At 72.4% G+C, this 25,558-nt stretch carries 18 protein-coding genes and 1 pseudogene; 9 read left to right on the top strand and 10 right to left on the bottom strand.

The window, feature by feature from the left end:
* Positions 1-5: 5 nt before the first annotated feature.
* The 3 genes from ACH4OA_RS17480 to ACH4OA_RS17470 form a co-directional block, all read right to left on the bottom strand.
* Entirely contained in the window at positions 6-851 is an 846-nt protein-coding gene (locus tag ACH4OA_RS17480) for a carbohydrate ABC transporter permease (RefSeq protein WP_397939191.1), read from the bottom strand.
* Positions 848-1,804 carry a carbohydrate ABC transporter permease gene (locus tag ACH4OA_RS17475; protein WP_397969636.1) on the bottom strand — a complete coding sequence of 319 codons (957 nt, stop codon included), beginning with the start codon at positions 1,802-1,804 and terminating at the stop codon, positions 848-850. Before ACH4OA_RS17475 ends, ACH4OA_RS17480 begins: the two co-directional genes overlap by 4 nt.
* Before the next feature lie 315 nt (positions 1,805-2,119).
* A complete protein-coding gene (locus ACH4OA_RS17470) occupies positions 2,120-3,439 on the bottom strand; it encodes an ABC transporter substrate-binding protein (RefSeq protein WP_397969635.1) in 1,320 nt (439 codons plus the stop codon).
* 268 nt (positions 3,440-3,707) lie between these two features.
* Between ACH4OA_RS17470 and ACH4OA_RS17465 the strand changes: the two genes are divergently transcribed.
* Positions 3,708-6,146: a glycoside hydrolase family 2 protein gene (locus tag ACH4OA_RS17465; protein ID WP_397969633.1), complete on the top strand. Its 2,439-nt coding sequence runs from the start codon at positions 3,708-3,710 to the stop codon at positions 6,144-6,146.
* Positions 6,143-7,180: a LacI family DNA-binding transcriptional regulator gene (locus ACH4OA_RS17460; protein ID WP_365875078.1), complete on the top strand. Its 1,038-nt coding sequence runs from the start codon at positions 6,143-6,145 to the stop codon at positions 7,178-7,180. The genes ACH4OA_RS17465 and ACH4OA_RS17460 overlap by 4 nt, the downstream gene beginning before the upstream one ends.
* 67 nt (positions 7,181-7,247) lie before the next feature.
* Here the strand turns inward: ACH4OA_RS17460 and ACH4OA_RS17455 are convergent, their stop codons facing one another.
* From ACH4OA_RS17455 to ACH4OA_RS17445, 3 genes and pseudogenes are all read right to left on the bottom strand, one after another.
* Positions 7,248-8,582 (bottom strand): cellulase family glycosylhydrolase, encoded by a 1,335-nt coding sequence (locus tag ACH4OA_RS17455; RefSeq protein WP_397969631.1) that lies wholly within the window; start codon positions 8,580-8,582, stop codon positions 7,248-7,250.
* A 292-nt stretch (positions 8,583-8,874) separates the two neighbouring features.
* Positions 8,875-10,080, bottom strand: coding sequence for a mannose-6-phosphate isomerase, class I (gene manA, locus ACH4OA_RS17450; protein ID WP_397969630.1), 1,206 nt, complete (start codon positions 10,078-10,080; stop codon positions 8,875-8,877).
* Between the two features lie 807 nt (positions 10,081-10,887).
* A pseudogene (locus ACH4OA_RS17445) lies at positions 10,888-11,844 on the bottom strand (ROK family protein); the annotation flags it as partial.
* Between the two features lie 207 nt (positions 11,845-12,051).
* On the opposite strand from ACH4OA_RS17445, the gene ACH4OA_RS17440 reads away from it, so the two are divergent.
* Positions 12,052-13,428, top strand: coding sequence for a GH1 family beta-glucosidase (locus ACH4OA_RS17440; protein WP_397969628.1), 1,377 nt, complete (start codon positions 12,052-12,054; stop codon positions 13,426-13,428).
* A gap of 66 nt (positions 13,429-13,494) precedes the next feature.
* Here the strand turns inward: ACH4OA_RS17440 and meaB are convergent, their stop codons facing one another.
* The 3 genes from meaB to ACH4OA_RS17425 are packed head-to-tail and all read right to left on the bottom strand — an operon-like array spanning position 13,495 to position 18,487.
* On the bottom strand, positions 13,495-14,499 hold the full coding sequence (gene meaB / locus ACH4OA_RS17435; RefSeq protein ID WP_397946327.1) for a methylmalonyl Co-A mutase-associated GTPase MeaB: 1,005 nt from the start codon (positions 14,497-14,499) through the stop codon (positions 13,495-13,497).
* A gap of 5 nt (positions 14,500-14,504) precedes the next feature.
* Entirely contained in the window at positions 14,505-16,679 is a 2,175-nt protein-coding gene (scpA, locus tag ACH4OA_RS17430; protein ID WP_397939205.1) for a methylmalonyl-CoA mutase, read from the bottom strand.
* Positions 16,679-18,487: a methylmalonyl-CoA mutase family protein gene (locus ACH4OA_RS17425; RefSeq protein ID WP_397969626.1), complete on the bottom strand. Its 1,809-nt coding sequence runs from the start codon at positions 18,485-18,487 to the stop codon at positions 16,679-16,681. Before ACH4OA_RS17425 ends, scpA begins: the two co-directional genes overlap by 1 nt.
* 282 nt (positions 18,488-18,769) lie before the next feature.
* On the opposite strand from ACH4OA_RS17425, the gene ACH4OA_RS17420 reads away from it, so the two are divergent.
* The 5 genes from ACH4OA_RS17420 (at position 18,770) to ACH4OA_RS17400 (ending at position 22,720) form a co-directional block, all read left to right on the top strand.
* Entirely contained in the window at positions 18,770-19,159 is a 390-nt protein-coding gene (locus ACH4OA_RS17420; RefSeq protein WP_365879046.1) for a cell division protein SepF, read from the top strand.
* A 164-nt stretch (positions 19,160-19,323) separates the two neighbouring features.
* Positions 19,324-20,583: an AAA family ATPase gene (locus ACH4OA_RS17415; protein WP_397969624.1), complete on the top strand. Its 1,260-nt coding sequence runs from the start codon at positions 19,324-19,326 to the stop codon at positions 20,581-20,583.
* Positions 20,580-20,957 carry a nucleotide pyrophosphohydrolase gene (locus ACH4OA_RS17410; RefSeq protein WP_397939211.1) on the top strand — a complete coding sequence of 126 codons (378 nt, stop codon included), beginning with the start codon at positions 20,580-20,582 and terminating at the stop codon, positions 20,955-20,957. The genes ACH4OA_RS17415 and ACH4OA_RS17410 overlap by 4 nt, the downstream gene beginning before the upstream one ends.
* A 170-nt stretch (positions 20,958-21,127) precedes the next feature.
* Positions 21,128-21,631 (top strand): DUF6099 family protein, encoded by a 504-nt coding sequence (locus ACH4OA_RS17405; RefSeq protein ID WP_365879052.1) that lies wholly within the window; start codon positions 21,128-21,130, stop codon positions 21,629-21,631.
* Positions 21,632-21,796: 165 nt separating this feature from the next.
* A complete protein-coding gene (locus ACH4OA_RS17400; protein ID WP_397939213.1) occupies positions 21,797-22,720 on the top strand; it encodes an LLM class F420-dependent oxidoreductase in 924 nt (307 codons plus the stop codon).
* A gap of 85 nt (positions 22,721-22,805) precedes the next feature.
* Here the strand turns inward: ACH4OA_RS17400 and ACH4OA_RS17395 are convergent, their stop codons facing one another.
* Positions 22,806-23,774, bottom strand: coding sequence for a D-alanyl-D-alanine carboxypeptidase family protein (locus ACH4OA_RS17395; protein WP_397969623.1), 969 nt, complete (start codon positions 23,772-23,774; stop codon positions 22,806-22,808).
* Positions 23,775-23,934: 160 nt separating this feature from the next.
* Between ACH4OA_RS17395 and ACH4OA_RS17390 the strand changes: the two genes are divergently transcribed.
* Positions 23,935-24,876 (top strand): hypothetical protein, encoded by a 942-nt coding sequence (locus tag ACH4OA_RS17390; protein WP_397969621.1) that lies wholly within the window; start codon positions 23,935-23,937, stop codon positions 24,874-24,876.
* Positions 24,877-25,558: the final 682 nt, after the last annotated feature.

The following is a 25,558-nucleotide window of genomic DNA, read 5'->3' as shown; positions in this document are numbered from 1 at the left end:
GTCCGTCACTTGGTCGCGCCCTGCGCGAAGCCGTTGTAGATGTAGCGCTGGAGGAAGAGGAAGACGACGAGGGTCGGGACGATCACCAGGATCGTGCCGGCCGAGATGTCCTCCCAGTGCGCCCCGAACGGGCCCTTGAAGCGGAACAGCGCGGTGGAGATGGTGCCCAGGTCCTCCGAGGGCATGTACAGGAAGGGGATGTAGAAGTCGTTGTAGACGGTGATCCCCTTGATGATCACGACCGTCGCGATGGCCGGCTTCAGCAGCGGCAGGATGATCTTCCAGTAGATGGTGAAGGAGTTCGCGCCGTCCAGGCGCGCGGCCTCGTCGAGCGAGACGGGGATGCCCCGGATGAACTGCAGGAAGATGTAGATCGAGACGATGTCCGTCCCCATGTAGAGCAGGATGGGCGCCCACAGGCTGTTGAACAGCCCGAAGCTGTTGACCACTTGGAAGGTCGCCACCTGGGTGGTGACTCCCGGCACCAGGGTGGCGATCAGGAACAGCGCCATGACCGGCTTCTTCGCCCGGAAGTCGAACCGGTCGATGGCGTACGCGGTCATCGAGCCGATGAGCACCGTGCCGGTGATCGAGAACAGCAGGATGACGGTGGTGTTGAGGAAGGCGGACAGCATCTTGCCGTCGTGGAAGGCCGTCGCGTAGTTGTGGAAGTTGAGCCAGTCGTGCGGCAGCGACAGCGCACCGCCGTCGGTGACCTCCTTCGAGGTCTTCAGGGAGGTCAGGAAGACGACGACGAGCGGCACCAGGACGACCAGCGACGCCAGGACCAGCGTCAGATAGGTCAGGGCCGGGGACAGGCGACGGCGCCGGGCGGGCAGGGGCGTGGTCATACGAGGTCCACCTTCTCGTCGGGCACGAGGCGGCGCTGGATCCAGGTGATCACCAGGATGATCAGGAGGAGGACGACGGCGGCGGCCGAGGCCAGGCCGGTCTTGTTGAACTGGAAGGCCAGCTTGACGGTCTGGATGACGAAGGTCGTGGTGCCGGTCGCACCGGTGGTCATGATGTACGGGATCTCGAACACCGACAGGGACCCGGAGATCGCCAGGATGACGCTGAGGCTGACCACGGGGCGGATGCTCGGGGCGATGATGTGCCGGAATTGCTGCCACCGCGAGGCCCCGTCGAGCTGGGCCGCCTCGTAGAGTTCGCCGGGGATCGACTGGATCGCGCCGAGGAACAGCACGAAGTTCAGCCCCGTGAAACGCCAGACGGAGACACCCGCCAGCGAGGTGTTCGCCGAGGCCGGATCGCCGAGCCAGGCGTGGTCGGAGCCGGCGCCGAACCAGGACAGGACCGAGTCCAGCGTGCCGCCGTCCTGGAAGAAGTACAGGAACACGAAGCCGATCGCCACGCCGTTGATCAGGTAGGGGAAGAACAGGATCCCCTTGAACAGGTTGCGCAGGCGCAGGTCGAAGCTGAGCACCGTGGCGAAGTACAGCGCGACCACGATCTGCACGGCCGAGGCGGCGAGGTAGTAGAAGCTGACGAAGAACACCCGGAACAGCTCGGGCCGGGTGAAGATCTGCTCGTAGTTGTCGAGCCCGGTGAAGTTCCGGTCGGGGCTGACGCCGTCCCAGTCGGTGAAGCTGTAGTAGATCATGTTGCCCACGGGCACGTAGGTGAACGTGACCAGCAGGGCCAGCGGGACGGCCAGGAAGAGCCACGGGGTGAGCCGGCGCAGCACCCGTCCGCCCCGGCCGCCGTCCGGGCCGGGCGTCTGGCGGGGTGGTGCGGCGGCACGCGGCACCTTCGCGGGTGCCGTTCGGGTCGTCTCGGTCATATCGGGGGCCTTTCGTCTTCACGGCGGTACGACGGGCGGCGGCACCGGCGGTGCGGTGCACCGGCAGCGGCGGGCGGCCTCGTACGGCGCGGGGGAGCGGGCACCGACGGCGCCGCGCGGCGACGGGGAACGGACACCGCCGCTGTCCGCCGCGGACCCGGCCGCCCGCCGGTGCCGTCCGGCGTCCGCCGGGTCCGGCGCCGACGGCGATCCCGTCCGCCGCGCGCGAAGCCGCCGGGGCCGTCCCGCCCGCTGCCGCGAAGCCGCCGCCCGCCCGCCTGGCTTCGGTCGGTACGGGACGGACGCCGGTGCCGGTCAGGAACCGGCGGACCGGGCCGCGTCGTCCCACCGCTTGTCGAGGTCCGCGAAGAAGTCGTCCAGGCTGCCCTTCTGCGCGCCGCGGGCCAGGTCCACCAACTTCTGCCGGTAGTCGGGCTTGTTCAGGCCGATCTCCGCGGCGTTGTCGATGGTGTTGACCTCGCCGGTCTTCGCCTCCGAGCGCTCCTGGAAGGTGACATCGTTGTCAACATAGTCCTTGAGCGTGCCCGGCATGGGAGCGGACTTCAGGGCCGGGACGGCACCCTCCGTCGCCGAGTAGCCCGACTTCTGGGTGAACCAGTCGATCCAGGCGCGGGCGGCCTCCTTGTGCGAGGAGTGGACGTTGACCGCCTGCTGGTAGTCGGAGGCGAGGACGGCGCAGAACTTGCCGTCCTTCTGGACCGGGAACGGCATGAAGCCGATGTCGTCCGGGTTCGTGCCCGCCTTCTTCGCCGCGTCGCGCATCTGGTTGACGGCCCAGGAGCCCAGCTGCATGGTGGCCACCTTGCCCTGGGCGATCAGGCCCTTGGACGCCTCCCAGTTGGTGGTGCTGGGGTCCTTCTCCGCCAGGCCGCCCTTGACGATGTCGTAGAGCAGGGAGTCGATGGTGTGCAGCTCGCCGCCCTTGCGCCACGGCGAGACCGGTCCGGCCAGCTTGTCGTTGGCCTTGGCGTCGCAGGTGACCGAGCCGATGTCGTTGCTCCAGGCGGTCAGCGGCCAGCCGTCCTTGAAGTTCGTGTAGTACGGCACGGCGCCGGTCTTGGCCTTGACGGCCTTCAGGTCCGCGAGGAACTCCTGCGGGGTGGCCGGCCACGCGCGGATGCCGGCCTTCTTCCACACGGCCTTGTTGTAGAGGAAGCCGTTGGCCGTGCCGAACTGGGCGATGCCGTAGACCTTGCCGCCGACCTCGGTCTTGTCGCTGAAGCGGTAGGTGCCGCCCAGCTCCTTCGCGGTGCCCAGCGGGGCGAAGAACTTCGGGTAGTCGTTCTTGGCGACGGCGGCCGGGATCATCAGGACGTCGCCGTAGTCCTCGGTGTTCAGCCGGATCTTGACCTCGCCCTCGTAGTCGGTGAGGGCCTCGAACTTCACCTTCACCTTGGGGTAGGTCTTGTTGAACTCGGCGGCGTACCGGGCCATCGTGCCGTTCTGGACGAGGTCGGTGCGGTGGGTGAGGACCTTGATGGTGCCGGAGGCGTCGGAGGGGTCGGCCGGTGCCTTCGCCGTCTCACCGGAGACCGTCCCTCCCCCGGCGCATCCGGCGGCGGTGAGGACCGTGACGGCCAGAAGCGCTCCCGTGAGCGCCTTCCTCTTGTCCATGTGCCCAGCTCCTTCAGGGTCGCGGCTCAGCTCTGCGAGTGGGATGTCGGCACTATGTCAGCCTCTGGTTAACCGGTAAAGCTCAAGTTTCGACCGCGATGCCTAATCGTTACCGTCGATGAGTGACCAGTCCCGTGGAATGCGGGTTTCCGCTCGGTGACCTACGGTCTCGTAGCTAGACCGGTTTATGGACAGTGCGTTGATCAGGGCGTTAGGTTGTGCGCCGTTGTCCCTCGACCGGCCTGAGTCAGGCGATTGGAGCCGCACCATGAAGGACGTCACCCAGCTCACCGAGGGCTGGAGCCTGCGCCACGGGGAGGAACTGCTCACGGCCCGCGTGCCGGGCTGCGTCCACACGGATCTGCTGGCGGCCGGGGTCATCCCGGACCCCTTCCTCGGCCGCAACGAGACCGAGGTCGCCTGGGTGGGCCGCCAGGCCTGGAGCTACGTCCGGCACCTAGGGCACGACAGCGGCCACGAACGCACCGACCTCGTCTTCGACGGGCTCGACACGGCCGCCTCCCTCACCCTGGACGGCCGGCCCCTGGGCACCACCCGCAACATGCACCGCGGCTACCGGTTCGACGTCACCGGACGCACCGGTGCGCTGGAGGTCCGCTTCGCCTCCGCCTACGACGAGGCCGCGGCCGTCCGCGCGGTGACGGGGGAGCGGCCCAACGTCTATCCCGAACCCTCCCAGTACATCCGCAAGATGGCGTGCAGCTTCGGCTGGGACTGGGGCCCGACGCTGGTGACGGCGGGCATCTGGCGGCCGGTCCGGCTGGAGCACTGGTCCACCGCGCGCCTCGCCCGGGTCCGGCCCCTGGTCACCGTGGACGGCGCAACCGGCCGGGTCGAGGTACGGCTGGAGGTGGAGCGCACCGCGCGGGGACGGGACCGCGCCCTGCGGGTGACCGCCGAGGTGGCCGGGGCCCGCGCCGAGACCGTCCTCACCGGTGACGAGGCGGTGCTGCGCCTGGAGGTGCCCGACGCGCGCCTGTGGTGGCCGCGCGGCTACGGCGACCAGCCCCTCTACGACCTCGCCGTCGCCCTGAGCGACGAGGAGGGCGGCCCGCTCGACACCTGGCAGCGCCGGATCGGCTTCCGCACGGTCGAGGTGGACCGCTCGGCCGACGAGCACGGCACCGGGTTCACCTTCGTCGTCAACGGCGTGCGCGTCTTCGCCCGGGGCGTCAACTGGATCCCCGACGACGCCTTCCCCTCCCGCGTCACCCCCGAGCGCTACCGCACCCGGCTCACCCAGGCCGCCGAGGCCAACGTCGACCTGGTGCGGGTCTGGGGCGGCGGCATCTACGAGGACGACGCCTTCTACGACGCCTGCGACGAACTGGGCCTCATGGTCTGGCAGGACTTCCTCTTCGCCTGCGCCGCCTATCCGGAGGAACAGCCGCTGCGCTCGGAGGTGGAGGCCGAGGCGCGGGACAACGTCGTCCGGCTCATGCCGCACCCGTCGCTCGTGCTGTGGAACGGCAACAACGAGAACCTGTGGGGCTTCCGGGACTGGGACTGGGAGGCCCCGCTCGCCGGCGACTCCTGGGGCGAGGGCTACTACCTGGGCCTGCTGCCCCGGATCGTCGCCGAACTCGACCCCACCCGCCCCTACGCCGCCGGCAGCCCCTGGTCCGGCTCCTGGGACCACCACCCCAACGACCCCGCGCACGGCACCCACCACTCGTGGGAGGCGTGGAACCGCCGGGACTACGCCGACTACCTGGAGAGCGTGCCCCGGTTCGTCGCCGAGTTCGGCTGGCAGGCACCGCCCGCGCTGGCCACCTTGCGCCGCGCGCTGCCCGGCGAACGGCTCGCGCCCGACTCCCCGGGCATGCTCCACCACCAGAAGGCCGAGGACGGCAACGGCAAGCTGAACCGCGGTGTCGCCCGCCATCTCCCGCTGCCCGAGAACGACTTCGACCGCTGGCACTATCTGACCCAGCTCGTCCAAGCCCGCGCGGTCGCGGCCGGCGTCGAGCACTGGCGCTCGCACTGGCCGGTGTGCGCGGGCACGATCGTCTGGCAGCTCAACGACTGCTGGCCGGTCACCTCCTGGTCCGCCGTCGACGGCGACGGCCGCCCCAAGCCGCTCTACCACGAGCTGCGCCGCCTCTACGCCGACCACCTCCTCACCCTCCGGCCCGCCGCGGACGGACTGGTGCTCGCCGCGGTCAACCAGTCGGCGGCGCCCTGGCGTACGGCGGTGACGCTGCGGCGGATGCGGACCGACGGCACCACCGTCGCCGAGGCCGTCCTCCAGGTGAGCGCCGAACCGCGCTCCGTCGCCCGGACCGCGGTGCCCGAACGGCTGCTGCCGGAGGCGCGGTCCGCGAAGGAGTTCCTGGTCGCCGACGCGGCGGAGCCCTCCGGCGCGGACGGGCCGGGACCCGGGACGGCCCTGCGCGCCCTGCACGTCCCGGTCGCCGACAAGGACTTCGCCTGCCCCCGGCCCCGCTACGACGTCACGCTGGAGCCCGTGCCCGGCCGGGGGGATAGAGTCGACGTCGTGGTGAGCGCACATACTCTCGTCAGGGACCTCCTGCTCCAGCCCGACCGGCTCGGCCCGGACGCCGCCTGTGACAGCGGCCGGCAGACCCTGCTGCCCGGCGAACAGGCGCGCATCCCGGTCCACGGCTGCGGCCCCGTCACCGTCGACGCCGTCCGGGCCGCCTTGTTCTGCGTGGACGTGGTGTGAGCGAATCCGACCAGCGGGTCACCATCAAGGACGTCGCGGCCCGGGCGGGCGTGTCCAAGGGAGCGGTCTCGCTCGCCTTCAACCACAAGCCCGGTGTCTCCCAGGCCACCCGCGAGCGGATCTTCGCGGTGGCCCGGGAGCTGGGCTGGGCCCCCAGCGCCACCGCGCGCAGCCTGTCCAGCCGGCGGGTCGACATCATCGGGCTGGCCCTGTGCCGGCCCGCCCGGCTGCTCGGACTCGAACCGTTCTACATGGACTTCGTCTCCGGGATCGAGAGCGTCCTCGTGGAGCGGTCCTGCTCGTTGCTGCTGCGCCTGGTGCGCGACACCGACGAGGAGGTCGCGGTCTACAAGGAGTGGTGGCGCGGCCGGATGATCGCCGGCGCGATCCTGGTCGACTTCCGCGAGGACGACCCGCGGGTGCCCGCCCTGCGCGGGCTCGGCCTTCCCGTGGTCGCCGTCGGCCATCCCTCCCTGACGGGGCCCTTCCCGGCCGTGTGGACGGACGACGCCTCCGCGGTCGCCGAGGCCGTCCGCTATCTGGCGGCCCTCGGCCACCGGCGTATCGCCCGCGTCGGCGGCCCCGCCGAACTCGGGCACAGCGCCATCCGGGCCCGCTCCTTCGCCGACACGGTCCGGGAGCTGGGCCTGGAGGAGGCGCGGCAGATCGCCACGGGCTTCGACGAGAAGGAGGGCGCCCGCGCCACCCGCAGCCTGCTGCTCGCCGGCGACCGGCCCACCGCGATCGTCTACGACAACGACATCATGGCGGTCGCCGGGGCGGGCGTCGCCGCGGAGATGGGCTTCACCGTCCCCGACGACCTGTCGCTGCTGGCGTGGGACGACTCCCAGCTCTGCCGGATCACCCACCCCACGATGTCGGCCATGAGCCACGACGTGCACCACTTCGGCGCCGAGGTGACGCGCGTGCTGTTCGACGTGATCGACGGCACGCACACCGGTGACCACCAGGCGCCGACGCCGTCGCTGACACCGCGCGGCTCCACCGCGCCGGCGCCGGGGGCGGCTTCGTAGGCGGTGCGCGCGGGAGAGGGCCGCGTCCGCACCGGACGCGGCCCTCTCGCCGTGCCATGGAACCCGGTCAGCTCTTCGCGCAGGCGGCGCCGTTGAGGGTGAAGGCGGCCGGTACGCCGTTGGTGCCGGTGGAGGAGCCGTTGAAGCCGAAGCTCACGGTGCCGCCGGCCGGGATGGTCTCGTTCCAGGACTCGTTGCCGGCCTGGACCTGGGTGCCCTGCTGGACGGCCTTGGCGTTCCAGACCGAGCCGAGCTGCTGTCCGCCGGGGAAGGCGAAGGCGAGCTGCCAGCCCTTGACGTCCGCCGCGCCGGTGTTGCGAATGGTGACGTCCGCGTTGAACGAGTTGCCCCAGTCGCTGATGCGGTAACCGACCGCGCAGCTCCCGGTGGCCGGCCCGGTGCCGGAGAAGACGCCGGCCTCCTTGGCGGTCTGCTTGATGCCGTCGGCACCGGAGAAGATCCGCTGTCCCCAGGCGGTGAGCCGGGAGGCGTCGAAGCCGGTCGCCATGTCCAGGTACTCGACACCGCCGCCGTTGCCGCTCCACGACCAGCCGAGGTAGCCCACGCCGAGCTGGCGCGCGGTGGACATGATCGCGTCCTCGTCCGGGTCGCCGTCCGAGTGCATATTGCCGAATTCACCGACGACGATGGGCAGATGCTGCGAAGTGAACCGGTTCAGGTAGTCCTTCACCTTGTCGGCGGTGTTGAACACGCCGTACATGTGGATCGAGAACACCGTGTTCTTCGCGGAGTCCGAGGCGAATACCTCGGCCGCGTGGTCCCGCATGGTGAAGGACCAGTCCTGGCCCCAGTTCGGGGCGTCGACCATGAGCGTGTGCGTGAAGCCCGCCGCCCGCATCCGCGCGATGGCGTTCTTGGTGTCGGCCGTCCACGAGGCGTACCCGGTATTGCCGTACGGCTCGTTCCCGATGTTGAGGATGACGTACTTCTCCTGGCCCTGCACCGCCGACTTGACGCTGGTCCAGTAGTCGACGGCGCGGGAGAGGGAGACGGCGCCGGCCTGCTCGCCGTAGCCGGTGGTGTCGTGCGCCTCCAGGACGCAGACGAGCCGGTTCTGCTTGCACTGCGCGACGACGGCCGCGACGTCGGCGGTGTCGTTCTTGGTCCAGCGGTCGCCGGTGGCGAGCACCACGCGCACGGAGTTGGCGCCCAGCGCCTTGACGTCCTTCAGGGTCTGCGCCGTCCGGTCGGGGTACCAGGCGTGCGCGTGGTTCACACCGCGCAGCACGAAGTCCCCGCCGTTCGCGTCCAGCAGCCGCCCGTCGGCGACGTGGAAGCCCGGCGTGGCCTGCGCGTCCGCCTGCGCGGCCGGTGCCGCGGCCAGTACCGAGGCGGCCAGGGCCAGCAGCGCTCCCGCCGCGGTGGCCAGTCTCTTTCTCATCTGTGCTCCCAAGATGGTGGCGCGTGCGCCGGAGAGGAATGCACGCGAGCCGGTCTGGTGATCCCGCTGCCCGGGCGTCGGAATGCGGCTCACACCGGGCAGCGGGACGACACGTCACCGCCGAAGCACAGATTGACGTCGCGTCAGGTGGGGAATGCGCGGCAATGCCTCGGTCGGCGGCTGGGAGAGAGGCTAGAACGAGACTTCTTGAGGAGACAACCACCCGGACCAAACCGGTTAAGTTTAGTCCCGGTTCAGTTGTCGTTATACGGGAGTACCGGGCCGGTTGTCGCTATACGGCCGTGGTGGCCCGGAACACCGTGCCCGCACCGGAGACCGTGATCTCCTCGCCGGCCGGCACGTAGGCGGAGCCGCCCGGCGTGAGCACGACCTCGTTTCCGGCGGCGCCGGCGAGCCGGACCGTGCCCTCGGTGCACACCAGGATCTGCGGCCGCGCACCCGGCAACGCGTGCACGCTTTCCGGCCCGTCCGGTCCGTCCACCACGAGACGGGACAGCCGGAAGTCGTCGACAGGAGCCGGGTACACCTCTTCGCGGCCCTCCCCGCGCACCGGACGCGTCACCGGCGTCGGCGGCGCGCTGAAGCGCAGGACGCGCAGCAGCTCGGGCACGTCCACGTGCTTGCTCGTCAGCCCGCAGCGCAGCACGTTGTCCGAGGCCGCCATCACCTCCACCCCCAGACCCTCCAGATAGGCGTGCGGTACGCCCGCCCCGAGGAACAGGGCCTCGCCGGGCGCCAGCCGGACCTGCCGGAGCAGCAGGGCCGCCGGCACACCCGGATCACCCGGATAGGCCCGGGCGATCACCTCGTACACCTCGTAGACCTCCCGGAACGGCCCGGGCCGCCGCGCCGCCGCCGCCAGCGCGCCGCCTATCTCGGCCGGCAGGTCCGGCGCGTCGGAGCCGAGGGAGAGGAAGGCGGAGAAGACCTCTCGCAGCGCCGTCTCCTCCGGGGCCGAGCGGAGCGTGGCGGCGTATGGGGCCAGCCGGTCCACCCCGAGGCCGTCCAGCAGCTCGGCGCTCTCGCGCGGCGGCCGGAACCCGCACAGACCCGTGAACGGGGTGAGCGCGACGATCATCTCCGGCTTGTGCTGGGCGTCCCGGTAGGTGCGGTGGGGGGCGTCGAGCGGGATGCCCTCGGCGTTCTCCCGCGCGAAGCCGGCGGCAGCCTGTTCCGCGTCGGGATGCACCTGGAGGGACAACGGGGCGTCGGCGGCCAGCAGTTTGAGCAGGAACGGCAGCCGCGGCCCGAAGCGCCGCACGAGGCCGTCGCCCAACTCGCCCGCCGGATCGGCGCCGATGACCCGGTCGAGCCCCAGTTGCCTTCCGGCGCGCTCCACTCGGGAGGGCGCGGCGGGATGCGCGCCCATCCACATCTCGGCCTGCGGCGAGCCGTCCGGCGGAAGCCCCATGAGGGCGGGCAGCGCGGTGGTCGAGCCCCAGGGATAGGGCCGGACGGCGTTGGTGAGACGGTCCACGGGGTTCCTTTCGGAGGGGGAGTCGGTGGGGGAGGAGAGGGAGGGAGGAAGGAGCAGAGTGGGGTGAGGTCGGGCCGGGTGGTGTTCGTTCCGGGGAGGGTCGTCGGGGGCGCCCGCGTGTTGGGGAGGGTGCGGTCCGGCGGGGGCCGCGCGGCCGTCCCCTTCGAGAGGACCGGCGGTTGTCCCCTGCGGGCGCGTGTGGCCTTACGGCCGGGCCGGGCGGGCCGCCTCGTAGGGCCAGGGCGGCCGGTCATCCCGTCCGGGCGAGGTGGTCAGCGTGCCGCGGTCACCCGGCACGGTGGCCGTACCCGTGCGCCGTAGGCCGGGGGGCCAGGCGGCGGGCCGTGCCGTACGACAGCTCGGCGGTCGTCCCGTCCGGAGAGGGCGATGGTGGCACCACGCGACGGACACTCGCACCGGTGGCGATACCGCGCCCGCTCCCGTGAGCTGTCATCCCACACCGGTCGTACCGCGTGTGGATGCCGCACACCGGCCGTACCGCAGGCGCTCACCGCTGTGGGTCGTACCGTGCCCGCTGACCCGACGGCGGCCCTTCCCCGGGCTGCCGCCGCGGGCGGGACGTACCGCGCCCGCTCACCGCACACCGGCCGTACCGCGCGCCGTCCCCGCGCCACCGGCGGTCACTCCGCCGACAGCCAATGTGCCACCGCCAGCGGAAGCGGCACCGACAGCCGATGGGTCACCGCCGGCCGAAGCGGCACCGACGACAGTCGCGGCACCGGACCCCGGTCCCGCATCCAGGACGGACGCGGCACCGGCGCCCGCTCCCGCACCGACGACAGTCACGGCACCCGCGCCCGCCGCGCCCCCCGTCGACAGCGCGGAGGCCGCCGCGGCGGCGCCCACCAGGCCCGCGTCCAGGGCCAGGCCGGCCGGCACGATCGGCAGGTCGCGGGCGAAGTCCAGGACCGCGTACTCCGCCATCCTGCGGCGCAGCGGGCCGAACAGCGTGTCGCCGGCCTGTGCCACGCCGCCGCCGATGACGACGAGGTCGAGTTCGACGAGCGCGGCCGTCGCGGCGATCCCCGCCGCCAGCGCCTGCGCGGCCCGCTCGTACGCCGCCCGGGCGATCCGGTCGCCCCGCCGGGCGGCGGCGGCCACGTCCGCCGCGGTCGCGGCGGTCCCCGCGGGCGGTGTCCAGCCGGAGGCCAGGGCGTGGGCGGCGATGGCCGTCCCGCTGGCCATGCCCTCCACGCAGCCCCGGGCGCCGCACGGGCACGCCGGGCCGTTCAGGTCGACCGAGATGTGCCCGATGTGCCCGGCGTTCCCCGAGCGTCCGGCGTGCAGCCGCCCGTCCAGGACCAGTCCGCCGCCGACGCCCGTGGAGACGACCATGCACAGCGCGTTGTCCACGCCGCGGGCGGCGCCCAGCCAGTGTTCTGCCGCCGCCATGGCGACGGCGTCCCCGATCAGCGTGACGGGCGCGAGGGCGGGCACCCGGGGGTGCGAGCGGATCCGCTCGACCAGCGGGAAGCCGCGCCAGCCCGGGATGTTGACCGGGCTCACGGTGCCGGCGGCCGTGTCGACCGGGCCCGCGCTCGCGATGCCGAGACACGTCAGGGCCGCCCAGGCGGGATGCGCGGACAGCTCGTCCAGCACGGCGGTGACGGCCGCCATCAGCGTCTCGGCCGGTTCGCGCGCCGGGGTGGGGCGATGCGCCCGGACGACCAGCCGGCCCTCCGGGTCCACGAGCGCCCCAGCGATCTTGGTGCCACCGATGTCGAGTGCTCCGTACACGACCATCACATCAGCCCTTCCTTGAGCGGACCGGGATCGCCATCCCGGGGCGGACACTCTGCCCGGCGCCTGACAACGTTGTCCAGCGAGCGAGGTCCCTTAAGCCTTCGTTTAGTAAATTGCGCGGTGAGAAGAGGCTACTACCTTTACAGAACCGGTTTAGTTCTTCAGGATCCTGGCTGTACCGTAAGCGACCAGGAGGCAGGCATCCTCGTGAGCGACTTCCCTTCCTTCCCGCCCGGGTTCGTCTTCGGTGCGGCCACCGCCGCCTTCCAGATCGAGGGCGCGGCGGACGAGGACGGCCGCGGCCCCTCCATCTGGGACACGTTCGCGCGGCGTCCCGGCGCCATCGTCGGGGGCGACACCGGTGACGTGGCGTGCGACCACTACCACCGCTACCGCGAGGACATCGCCCTGCTGAAGGAACTGGGCGTCGGCTCCTACCGGTTCTCCGTGAGCTGGGCGCGCGTGCAGCCCACGGGCGCGGGCTCGGGCAACAAGGCGGGACTCGACTTCTACGACCGCCTGGTCGACGGCCTGCTGGAGGCCGGCATCGAGCCCGCCGTCACCCTCTACCACTGGGACCTGCCCCAGGAGCTGGAGGACAAGGGCGGCTGGCGCCACCGCGACACCGCCTACCGGTTCGCCGACTACACGCGGCTGGTCGCCGACTCCCTGGCCGACCGGGTACCGCGGTGGATCACCCTCAACGAGCCCTGGTGCAGCGCCTTCCTGGGCTACGCGAACGGCCTGCATGCCCCGGGCGCCCGCGAGGGGACACCCGCGCTCGCCGCCGCGCACCACCTGCTGCTCGGCCACGGGCTGGCCCTGCCGGTGCTGCGCGACGCGGGGGTCCGGGAGGCGGGGATCGCGCTCAACCTCGACCGCGTCGTCCCCGCCACGAGCGGGCCCCGGGACGTGGCGGCGGCCCTGCGGGCGGAGACCCAGCGCAACCTGATCTGGACCGAGCCCCTGCTCAAGGGCCGCTACCCGGAATCCGAGGACGACACCTGGGCGGAGCTGCTCCACGACCGGTCGTTCCGCCGCGCCGGCGACCTGGACGTCATCTCCGCGCCGCTGGACTTCCTCGGCATCAACTACTACACGCCCTCCGTCGTCCGGGACGCGCCGTACCGGGACCCGGACCCGCTCACCCGGCAGGCGGACGACAACCGTTTCGAGGGCATCGGCATGCCGCAGGCCAGGCACACGGCCATGGACTGGCCGGTCGCCCCGCACACCCTGCGCGAACTGCTCGCCGGCCTGAAGGAGCGCTACGGGGACGCGCTGCCGCCGGTCCACATCACCGAGAACGGCTCCGCCGAACACGACCTGCCGGAGCCCGACGGCACCGTCCGCGACACCGACCGGATCTCCTACCTGGACGGCCATCTCCGGTCCGTCGCCGCCGCGCTGGCGGACGGCGTCGACGTCCGCGGCTACTACGTGTGGTCCCTGCTGGACAACTTCGAGTGGGCGTACGGCTACAGCAAGCGGTTCGGCCTCGTGTACGTCGACTACGCCACCCAGCGGCGCCTGCCGAAGGACAGCTACCACTGGTACCGGGAGCTGATCGCGGCCCAGGGCTGAGGGCCGTAGCGGCGGACGCCCGCCGGCGCGCCGCGGAGGCGCCGGGCGGGCGTCCGCTCTCCTCGTTCAGGTCCCGGACGGCGTGGCCGGGCGGGTCTCGAAGGCCGCCAGGATCCGTTCCGCGGCCAGGGTCGCCGTCAACCGGCCCTCCCGCACCTGCCGTTCCAGTTCGGGAGCGGCCGCGCGCACCGCCGGGTCCGCGTGCAGCCGGCCCAGCAGTTCGTCGCGGACCATCGCCCAGGTCCAGCCGACCTGCTGGTCCCGGCGCTTGGCGGCCAGCCGCCCGGTGGCGTCCAGCAGCGTGCGGTGCTGCTCCAGCCGCTCCCACACGGTGTCCAGACCGGCCGCCTCCCGGGCGGAGCAGTGCAGCACCGGCGGGGTCCAGAAGGCGTCCGTGCCGTGCATCAGCCGCAGCGCGCCCGCCAGTTCCCGGGCCGCGGCCCGTGCGTCGCGTTCGTGCGGACCGTCCGCCTTGTTGACGGCGATCACGTCGGCCAGCTCCAGGACGCCCTTCTTGATGCCCTGCAACTGGTCGCCGGTGCGGGCCAGGGTGAGCAGCAGGAAGGAGTCGACCATGCCGGCGACCGCCGTCTCCGACTGGCCGACGCCGACGGTCTCCACGAGGATCACGTCGTAGCCCGCCGCCTCCATCACCACGATCGACTCCCGGGTGGCCTTGGCGACCCCGCCCAGCGTGCCCGCGCTGGGGGAGGGGCGCACGAAGGCCGCCGGGTCGACCGCGAGCCGCTCCATCCTCGTCTTGTCGCCCAGGATGGAGCCGCCCGTGCGGGTCGAGGACGGGTCGACGGCGAGCACCGCGACCCGGTGGCCCAGCGCGGTCAGCATCGTGCCGAACGCGTCGATGAACGTCGACTTGCCGACACCGGGCACCCCGCTCACCCCGATCCGCCGCGCCCGGCCGCTGTGCGGCAGCAGCTCGGTGAGCAACCGCTGCGCCAGCTCCCGGTGCTGCGGCCGGGTGGACTCGACGAGCGTGATGGCACGGGCCACCAGGGCCCGCCGCCCGTCGAGCACACCTTTGACGTACGTGTCGAGATCGATCGCTGCCATCGGCGCTACAGCTCGTGGCCGAGGTCGGCCGCCAGCCGCCGTACCAGGTCGTGGGCCGCGTCCGGGATCACCGTCCCGGGCAGGAACACCTCCGCCGCGCCCATCTCCCGCAGCGTCGGCACGTCCTGCGGCGGGATCACACCGCCGACCACGACCATGATGTCCTCGCGGCCCTCCTCGGCCAGCTTCTCGCGCAGCGCCGGGACGAGCGTGAGGTGTCCGGCGGCCAGCGACGACACCCCGACCACGTGCACGTCCGCCTCGACCGCCTGCCGGGCGACCTCGTCGGGCGTCTGGAACAGCGGGCCGACGTCGACGTCGAAACCGAGGTCGGCGAAGGCCGTCGCGATCACCTTCTGGCCCCGGTCGTGGCCGTCCTGGCCCATCTTGGCGACCAGGATGCGCGGCCGGCGCCCCTCGGCCTCCTCGAACGCGTCCACCAGGGCCCGGGTGCGGTCCACCGACTCCGACTGGCCTGCCTCGTTGCGGTACACACCGGAGATCGTACGGATCTGCCCGGCGTGCCGCCCGTACACCTTCTCCAGGGCGTCGGAGATCTCACCGACCGTCGCCTTGGCGCGGGCCGCGCGCACGGCCAGCTCCAGCAGGTTGTCCGTGCCGTCGGCCGCCCGGGTCAGCGCGTCCAGCGCGTCCCGGCAGGCGGTCTCGTCCCGCTCCGCGCGCAGCCGCCGCAGCTTCTCGATCTGCTGGGCGCGCACCGAGGAGTTGTCGACCTTGAGGACCTCGATCTGCTCGTCGCTGTCCACCCGGTACTTGTTCACGCCGATCACCGGCTGGCGGCCGGAGTCGATGCGGGCCTGGGTGCGGGCCGCCGCCTCCTCCACGCGCAGCTTGGGGATGCCGGCGTCGATGGCCTGCGCCATGCCGCCCGCCCGCTCGACCTCCTCGATGTGCGCCCACGCCTTGCGGGCGAGGTCGTACGTCAGCCGCTCCACGTAGGCGCTGCCGCCCCACGGGTCGATGACCCGGGTGGTGCCGGACTCCTGCTGGATGAGCAGTTGGGTGTTGCGGGCGATCCGCGCGGAGAAGTCGGTCGGCAGTGCCAGCGCCTCGTCGAGCGCGTTGGTGTGCAGCGACTGGGTGTGGCCCTGGGTGGCCGCCATCGCCTCCACACAGGTGCGCGTGACGTTGTTGAAGACGTCCTGCGCGGTCAGCGACCAGCCCGAGGTCTGCGAATGGGTGCGCAGCGACAGCGACTTGGCGTTCTGCGGGTCGAACTGCCTGACCAGCTTCGCCCACAGCAGGCGCGCCGCCCGCAGCTTGGCGACCTCCATGAAGAAGTTCATGCCGATCGCCCAGAAGAAGGACAGCCGGGGCGCGAACGCGTCCACGTCCAGCCCGGCCGCGCGGCCGGCGCGCAGGTACTCCACGCCGTCCGCGAGCGTGTACGCCAGCTCCAGGTCGGCCGTCGCGCCCGCCTCCTGGATGTGGTAGCCGGAGATGGAGATGGAGTTGTAGCGGGGCATCCGCTGCGAGGTGTACGCGAAGATGTCGGAGATGATCCGCATCGACGGCTTCGGCGGATAAATGTAGGTGTTGCGGACCATGAACTCCTTGAGGATGTCGTTCTGGATGGTCCCGGCCAGCTTCTCGGGTGCGACGCCCTGCTCCTGAGCCGCCACGATGTACAGCGCCAGCACCGGCAGCACGGCGCCGTTCATCGTCATCGACACGCTCATCCGGTCCAGCGGGATGCCGTCGAACAGCTGCCGCATGTCGTAGATCGAGTCGATGGCCACGCCGGCCATGCCCACGTCGCCGGTCACCCGCGGGTGGTCGCTGTCGTAACCCCGGTGCGTGGGCAGGTCGAAGGCGACCGACAGGCCCTTCTGGCCGGCCGCCAGGTTGCGCCGGTAGAACGCGTTGGACTCCTCGGCGGTGGAGAAGCCCGCGTACTGCCGGATGGTCCAGGGCTGGTTGACGTACATCGTCGGGTACGGGCCGCGCAGATACGGCGCGATGCCCGGGTAGGTGCCCAGGAAGTCCAGGCCCTCCAGGTCACGGCCGGTGTACAGCGGCTTGACCCCGATGCCCTCCGGGGTCTCCCACAGGGGCTCCGCGCCGCCGGTGGCGCGCTCGCGCGCCGCCCGCCACTCGTCGTCGGTGCCGTCGGCGACCGGGGTTCCCAGCTCGATGCCGGAGAAGTCGGGGATTCCCATCAGGACACTCCCATGCGGTCGAGGGTCGCGGACAGGACGTCCACGGCGTCACAGCCCGCGAAGACGTAGGCGTCGACGCCGGGGTGGTCGCCCCGGCCCGCGAGGAACACGTGCCGGGCACCGGCCGCGCGCAGCGCCTCGGCCGCCTGCCCGGCCTCCTCGGCGTAACGGGCGTCGCTGGAGCACAGCACGGCCTCCGTGGCGCCGCTGTCCGCGAAGCCGCCCTCGGTGACCGGCTCGATGCCGCCGGCCTGGAAGAGGTTGGCGGCGAACGAGGCCCGCGCGGTGTACTCGGCCGGCGAACCGATCGTCGCCAGGTAGATCCGGGGCCGGGCGCCGGTCTTCGCCAGATGGGCGTCGGAACGGGCGCGCAGGTCCTCGTACGCCTCGTCGCGGCGCACCCGCGGCAGCCCGCCGGACGGCGGCTCGGGCGCGGGCGCCCGCTCCACCGGTTTCTCGGCCAGCAGCGGGAACTCGCTGACACCGGTGACCGGTTCGCGCCGGCTGGCCAGCTTCTTGGACCGCGCCGCCCAGGTCGTGGCCAGGTCGGTGCGCAGCCGCCCGGAGCGCAGTACGGCCGCCTGTCCGCCGTCGCGCTCGATGGACCGGAAGAACTCCCAGGCGGCCCCGGCGAGTTCGTCGGTCAGCCGCTCGACGTACCAGGAGCCGCCCGCCGGATCGATGACGCGGGCCAGATGCGACTCCTCGATCAGGATGGAGGAGGTGTTGCGCGCGATCCGCCGGGCGAACGCGTCGGGCAGCCCCAGCGCGTGGTCGAACGGCAGCACGGTCACCGCGTCGGCGCCGCCCACCCCGGCGGCCAGGGCCGCGATCGTCGTGCGGAGCATGTTCACCCACGGGTCGCGGCGGGTCATCATCACCGGCGAGGTCACCGCGTGCTGCGGCTGCGCGCCCGGCGCCCCGCACACCTCGGCGACCCGCGCCCACAGCCGGCGCGCCGCGCGCAGCTTGGCGATGGTCAGGAACTGGTCGGCGGTGGCCGCGTAGCGGAACTCCAGTTGGGCGGCGGCCTGTTCGACGCCGAGCCCGGCCTCGGTCAGCTCCCGCAGATAGGCCACGCCGGTGGCCAGCGAGGCACCCAGTTCCTGCGCGGCCGAGCCGCCCGCCTCGTGGTACGGCAGCGCGTCCACGGTCAGCGCGCGCAGCCCCGGGTAGCCCTCGGCGCAGCGCGCGGCCAGCGCGGCGTACGGCGCGAAGTCCAGCGCGGTGCCGGTGCGGGCCTCGTACCCGAGCGGGTCGCCGCCCAGGTTGCCGCGTACGGCCTCCGTGCCGGTGCCCCTGTCCGCGTAGAGCCGCAGCAGGGCTTCGGCGGCCCGCCCGGTGTCGCGGCCCGCGTCCAGGACGACCGGCGCGAGGTCTAGGTAGACACCGTCGAGGGCGCGGTCCAGGTCGGCGACCGGGATGCCGCCCTCGCCCAGTACCAGCCAGAGGGAGGTGCCGCCGTTCTCCAGGTCGGCGAGCACGGCGTCCGCCGCGCCGCCGGCGAGGGCCGTGTGCCGCGGGCGCACGTCCCAGCCGCTCGCGCCGGTGCCCTCCGGGCGGCTGCCCCGCACGAACGGGGCGAAGCCCGGCAGGCCGGGGTCGGGCGCGCTGTCGCGCGCGGTGTACAGGGGGCGGGTGCGCAGCCCGTCCTCCAGCGTCGTGGACAGGGCGTCCTCGGCTGCCTCGCCGGAAAGTTCCCTGCCTGACCTGCGCAGCACGCCCTCGACCAGGCGTTGCCACTGCTCGTGTGTCGGGTCAGGGAACTCGGCGGCCAGTGAGAGCCCGTCGTCAGGCAGGACCGTCATGGCTCGGATGCTAGGGCAGGGGGCTGAAAGCGGGATGGAACGCGGGCTGTGAGGTTTCTCTTCTTGCGGTCGTGACCTGCGCCGCTCACACCGGCCCGGGCGGCCGGGACCGGGTGGGGGACCGGGCGGGAACCGGACTCTTCCGCCGATATCCCCCGAACGATGACCAGTAAGGCCGGGCCGGACCGATCGCCCACCGTGTCGTTGTTGGGCCGAACGGGTGACTTGGCGTAAGAATTGGCTGGTGCAACGATTCAGTGCGAGTCAGGTCGGGGGGAGCCGGTGAGCCGTTACGACGTCACCGATGAACAGTGGGAAGGGCTCGCCCAGGTCGTGCCGCTGCGGGGCCGGGACTCCTGGCCGTCCGCGGTGAGCCACCGCTCGCTGCCGGATGCCGAGACCGAGACCCGGCGCCGGTTCGTGGTCCTGCGGGTCAACGTCTTCGCGGACGCCCGCGAGGTCGCCGAGACGCTGATGGCGGGAGTGCCGGTGCTGCTGGACCTGTCCAGCGCGGAGGGCGACGTCGCCAAGCGCGTCCTCGACTTCAGCACGGGCGTGGTCTTCGGGCTGGGCAGCGGCATGCACCGCGTGGACCGCAACGTCTTCCTCCTCACCCCACCGGGCACGGAGGTCAGCGGCCTGATGGAAAGCGCAGGCATCACCGGCACCTGACCCCCGGGCAACGGCCCGGCTTCCTCGGCCCCCTGGCGCCGCGGCTACGGGACCGAGGCCCCTGGCACCGCGCCCCCGGCGCCGCGCCGTGGGTGTCGCTCGATCGTGGGAACGCTTCGACGGGGAAACGGTTCGGCGTGGCGGCGGAGTTCTACGGTCCGCACATGGCCGTGCCCTCCGTGCCCTCCCTGTTCGCCGAGCCGCTCCCGGCCGACGTGCCCGCCGAGCCGTTCGCGGCCGACGTGTCCGCCGAGTCGCTCCCGGCCGACGTGTCCGCCGAAGCCCTCCCCGCGTCCTCCCGTCCGTCCGTGGATCTCCGTTCCCGGATCACCGAGCTGCGGCTGTCGGCCTTCGCCGGGCACCGGGGTGCCGTGTTCCCGCTCGGGCCGGTCACCCTGTTCGCCGGGCGCAGCGGGGCCGGCAAGACCTCCGCGCTCGCCGCCTACGAGGCGCTGGCCCGGCTCGGCGGCGGAGCCCCGCTGGCCGAGGCGTTCCCGGACCCGGCCGCCCGTGTCCCGGAGCGGGCGCGTCCGGACGCCCAGGGGCGCCGGGGCTTCCGGATCGGCTGCACGGCCGACGGCGCCGAGGGCCCGGTCCGGCTCGACCTCGCCGTACAGGCCGAACCGGAGCTGCGGATCGTCGGCGAGCGGCTGAGCGCGCGCGGAGTCGTCCTGCTGGAGACCGCGCTGCGCGACCCAGGGCGCCGTACCGTCCAGGCGGCCTGGCACACGGCCGGTTCCGCCCCGGTGACCCGCGCCCCGCTCCCCGACGACCGCCTGGGCACCGCCCTGCTGCCGCTGCGCGTGGCCGGCAAGACCGACGGGCAGCGCCATGTGCTCGCCGCCGCCGAGCAGATGGTCGTCGCCCTGCGCTCCGTCTTCCCGTGCGATCCGCGCCCCGAGCACATGCGCGTCCCGGTGCCCACCGGTTCGGGCCGGCTGCTGCCCGGCTGCGACAACCTCGCCGACGTGCTGTGGCGCACCCGCGCGGAGTGCGCCCGCCGGCACGGCCGGCTGGTCGAGGCGCTGCGCGCGGGCTGCGCCGGCCGGGTGGCCGACCTGGTGGCCGAGCCCGGGACGGACGGCACGGTACGGGCGCTGCTCGACCGCGGCGACGGCCCGCGCACCGAGATCGCCCGGCTCGGCGACGGCGAACTGCGCTATCTCGCCCTCACCCTGGTCCTGCTGACCGGGCCCGGCGTGCTGGACATGGACGCCCCGGGCGAGGTGCCGGACGCCCTGCGCACCCTCACCGTCCTCGCCGACGGCTTCGACCGCGGCCTGGATCCCGTCCAGCGCGCCGAACTGCTGCGCACGGCGGCCCGGATGGGCGAGCGCGGGCACATCCGCTGCGTGGCCGCGGTGCACGACGCCTCATGGGCCGCCGGGGTCCCGGGCGTCACGGTGGTACACCTGGACACGTGACGGAACACCCCGACCTGGCCCGGCTCCAGCGCAGACTGGCCGAATTCGCCGCCGCGCGGAACTGGCAGCCGTACCACACGCCCAAGAACCTCGTCGCCGCCCTGTCGGTGGAGGCATCCGAACTGGTCGAGATCTTCCAGTGGCTGACGCCGGAGGAGTCCGCGCGGGTGATGGACGACCCCGGCACGGCGCACCGCGTCACGGACGAGGTCGCCGACGTGCTCGCCTATCTCCTCCAGCTCTGCGACGTCCTGGGCATCGACCCGCTGACCGCGCTGGCCGCGAAGATCGACCGCAACGAACACCGCTTCCCGGTGCCGGACACCGGGGACGCGGAGGCCGCGGAACCGGAGGAGCAACAGCCGGAGTCGTAGATTCCGTTATCACTCTCCGTACTCGAATTCTCCGCCGACTCCGAATTGTTGTCCACATTTTCCGTCTTCCTCTAGCTTTTCGCCTCAACCGCCTTCACTCTGGGTAGTGGACAACCAGAGAGTCACCAAGGGCCGTGCGACAGGGCGCGGCGGAGGGACGGGGGCACCGGATGGATGCGGTACGGCTCATCCTCGCGAGCAGGCGGGCCCTGGCGCGCGGCACCGACACCGGGGAGATGATGGCGGAGGTCTGGCAGGCGCAGGCCCTGGCCCAGGCGATCGGCAGCCGCCTCGCGGTCTCCGGCCCGCCGGAGCTGCGCGGCGAGGCTCTCGGGCTGACGGAGCTGGCGGGCCGGGGCTGCGGCGTCCTGGACCCACCCGAACTCGACCCCGGCGACCTGCGCGCCGCCCAGCTCACCGAACTGGCCGACGCCCGCGAGACGCTGCTCTGCCTCGGCGGCCTGCTCGGCGAGGTCGGCATATCCCTGGTCGGCATGGCCAGCGGCGCCGCCGACGAGGCGACGTACTGGCAGTGCATGGAGGCCATCGACGCCGCCGACGAGTCCCGCGACCGCGTCCGCGAGATGCTGCGCAAACTGGCGGCCCGGGAGGAACTCTTGTCGCCGGACACCCAGGACAGCCAGGACACCCAGGGCAGCCCGTCCGGCGTATGACCGGCGGCCGGGTCCGCCGCGGCGGGACGAGGGGCGCGCCGGAGCGGACGCGGAACCCCCGACCGGCGTCCGGGCACGGACCGGCCGGTTTTCACCCGTCCGGAGACGGCCCCGCCGGACGGTCCCCGCGCGGTTGCCGCGGCCGACGCCGTGCAGGATAGGTGTATGGACCTTCGAATCTTCACCGAGCCCCAGCAAGGGGCCACGTACGACACCCTGCTCACCGTGGCCAAGGCCACCGAGGACCTCGGCTTCGACGCCTTCTTCCGTTCGGACCACTATCTGCGCATGGGTAACGTGGACGGCCTGCCCGGCCCCACGGACGCCTGGATCACGCTCGCCGGCCTGGCCCGCGAGACCAAGCGCATCCGTCTCGGCACGCTCATGACCGCCGGCACCTTCCGCCTCCCCGGTGTGCTCGCCATCCAGGTCGCCCAGGTCGACCAGATGTCCGGCGGCCGGGTCGAGCTGGGTCTCGGCGCGGGCTGGTTCGAGGAGGAGCACAAGGCGTACGGCATCCCGTTCCCGAAGGAGAAGTTCGCCCGGCTGGAGGAGCAGCTCGCGATCGTCACCGGGCTCTGGGCCACCGAGGCGGGCAAGACCTTCGACTTCCATGGCGCGTACTACGACCTCACCGGATCGCCGGCGCTGCCCAAGCCCGCCCAGCAGAAGGTCCCCGTGCTCATCGGCGGTCACGGCGCGACCCGCACCCCGCGGCTCGCCGCGCAGTACGCCGACGAGTTCAACATCCCGTTCGCCTCGGTCGAGGACAGCGAGCGGCAGTTCGGCCGGGTGCGGGCCGCGGCGGCGGAGGCGGGGCGCGAGGCCGGCAGCCTGACGTACTCCAACGCCCTCGTCGTCTGCGTCGGCAAGGACGACCAGGAGGTGGCCCGCCGCGCCGCCGCGATCGGCCGCGAGGTGGACGAGCTGAAGGCCAACGGACTGGCCGGCTCCCCGGCCGAGGTCGTCGACAAGATCGGCCGGTACGCCGCCATCGGCTCCCGGCGGATCTACCTCCAGATCCTGGACCTCGGCGACCTGGACCACCTGGAACTGATCTCGTCCCAGGTGCAGTCCCAGCTGCGGTAACCGGCACGGCCGCCGCCCACGGACGCCGGGACCCGGCTGGCGGGTCCCGGCGCGCCCCGCCGCGGCCGGGCGGCGCGGACGGGTCTTACCGGATGCGGGTGAAGCCGTAGTCGAGGATCTTCGTCGCGTCCTTGAACCGCTCGTCCGCCGAGGAGGCCGCGAGGACGGTGCCGACGACGGTCTTGGAGCCGCGGGTGGCCGCGAACACCAGACAGAACTTCGCCTCGGGCCCGGAGCCGGTCTTCACGCCGAACGCGCCCCGGTAGGTGCCGAGGAGCTTGTTGGAGTTGTTCCACGGGTTCATGGCGTGCGTCCCGCCCGCGGGGCGGTACGACTTCATGTCGGCGTAGACCTTCGTGCCGACGACCTTCTTGAACGTCTTGTTCTTCAGCGCGGCCCCCGCCAGCTTGGCCAGATCGCGCGGCGAGGAGTGGTTCTTCCCGTTGGACACTCCGTCGAAGGAGTCGAAGTGCGTGTTGTCCAGGCCCAGTTCACGCGCCTTGCTGTTCATCTTGGCGATGAAGGACTTGGTCCGCTGGGCCATCGTCGTACCGGTGCCGTAGGTGTCGGCCAGCGCGTAGGCCGCGTCGCAGCCCGACGGGAGCAGCAGGCCGTACAGCAGGTCGCCGACCGGCATCGAGTCGCCGAGGATCAGGTTGGCGCTGGAGTAGCGCTGCTGGCCGGTCGCCGGGTCGATGACGTAGTCCGTGTACTCCTTCTTGATCTTCACCTTCTTCCCGAGGTCCACCTTCCGCTGCGACAGCACCACGAGCGCCGTCATGATCTTCGTGGTGGAGCCGGTGCGCAGCCGGCCGTCCGGCGCCTTGCCGAAGAGCTGCTTGCCGCCGGCGGCGTTCATGGCGTACGCGCCCTGGGCCGACACCTGCGGCACCGTGACGGGCTTCTGCGTGGCGGGCTTCTGCGCTGCGGGTGCCTGTGCGGCGGGCGCCGCCTGGGCGGGGACGGCCGCGAGGACCCCCGCGCCCAGTACGGCACCGGCCGTCACGGCGACGGCGGCTCTCCCGCGTACCCGGATTCCCTGGCCGTTGGTCATGGTTCCCCCTCTGTCAGTGGTCAGTTGACGAGGGGTCAGTCCATCAGCCCCGGCTCCCGGCGGCCATAACGGAGATCACATGGCCGTCCTGTGCGTGTCCCGTAACGGAATTGTGGGCTCCGTCACAGCGTGGCCGGTCGAGGGCTGATCATATGACCCGGTGCGTAAACTCCTCCCTCTCGTGCTGACCGGCCTGTTCGCCGTGTCGGCCTGCCAGATCGCCGGCGACGACGACGCCGACGACACGGCCCGCGGCCTCAACACCATGAAGTCGTTCCCGCTCCAGGCCTATCTGCCGGATCCCGCCTCCGGGGACGGCAAAACCGTCAGTACGGCGCAGTGGATCCTGGCCCGGCAGTGCATGGTCCGGCTCGGGTTCACCGGCTTCCGGTCGCTCGACGTGCGGACCGTCGAGTCGACCTACCCGGTGCGGCAGGGCACCGTCTCCGGCCGCAGCAAGGTCGGCGACGACACGCCGTACGGGGTGGACGACCCGGACCTGGCGGCCGAGTACGGCTATCACAACCGGCGCGAGGAGGACTCCGCGGAGCAGCCCATGGAGTGGCCGGCCGACCAGTACACGGCCCTCACCGGGGTGTTCGAGGCCGGCGAAAGCCACCAGGCGCACGGCCACGCCATTCCCCGGGGCGGCTGCACGGGCGAGGCGACCCGGCAGCTCTTCGACGCCGAACTGGAAGCCGTCAAGATCGACGGTACGCGGCTCACCGGCCCGTACACGCTCGCCATGTACCTGTGGTCCGACGCGCGCCAGCGGGCGAAGAAGGACGCCGCCTGGAAGAAGGCCGACCGCGCCTGGTCGGACTGCATGAAGGACGAGGGCTTCCGCTACCCCGACCCGGACGAGGCGTCCGTCGACACCGACTGGTTCGGCACCGGCAAACCGTCGGCCAAGGAGAAGAAGACCGCCTCCGCCGACGCCCGCTGCAAGCTGGACACCGACTACATCCAGACCGTGCACGCCCTGGAGAGCCGCGCGCAGAAGTCCGCCATCACCGGCCACAGGAAGGCACTGGAGGCCCGCCGGACGGCCTACCACCAGGCAGTCACCCACGCCCACGAAATCATCACCGACAAAACCTGACGACACGGGCCCGGCCACGTCCGGGTCACGGGTCCGGCCACGTCCGGGTCACGGGTCCGGCCACGTCCGGGTCACGGGTCCGGCCATGTTCGGGCCATGGGTCCGGCCATGTTCGGGTCACGGGTTCCGGCCGTATCCGGGCCACGGTCCAGTCGCGTTCGGGCCGCACGCCCGGCCATACCCGGGGCCGTGCGGCCAGGTTGAACCCCGGACGCGCGCCCCGACCGCATCCCGAACGCACGGCCCGGCCCGGCGGCCGGGCCGCCCCGCTCCTCGCCGCAGACGCCGGCCGCTCCGGTCACCGGGCTTCCCGCCGCGAACGCCGGCCGCTCCGGTCACCGAGCTTCCCGCCGTGAACGCCGCCCGCTCCGGCCACCGCGCTTCCCGCCCCGGGCCGCCCCGGGCCCGGCGCCGGTGGCGTTGCGCACCGGGTGCGCTGTGCTCGGCTTCGGCGGCGAGGCCGAGCACCCTGGTCCCGGCCCGGCGTGCCGTATCCCGGGCGTGGGCGCCCCGGCGACTTCCGGCGGCCCCCTCCTCGCCGCCGGACGCCTGGTCCTGGCCAGCGGCTGGGCGGTAACCCTGCCGCCCGCGCATCCGGCGCCAACCGGTGCCGTGCGTCGCGAGCCGAGCCTGTGTCCGGCGCCGGCCCGTGCCATGTGCCGGCCCGCTTTCGGTGTGCGTG

Origin of the sequence: Streptomyces sp. NPDC017095 (assembly GCF_044332325.1) — a bacterium.
Classification (GTDB): Bacteria; Actinomycetota; Actinomycetes; order Streptomycetales; family Streptomycetaceae; genus Streptomyces.
This window is presented reverse-complemented; position numbering and strand designations above follow the sequence as displayed.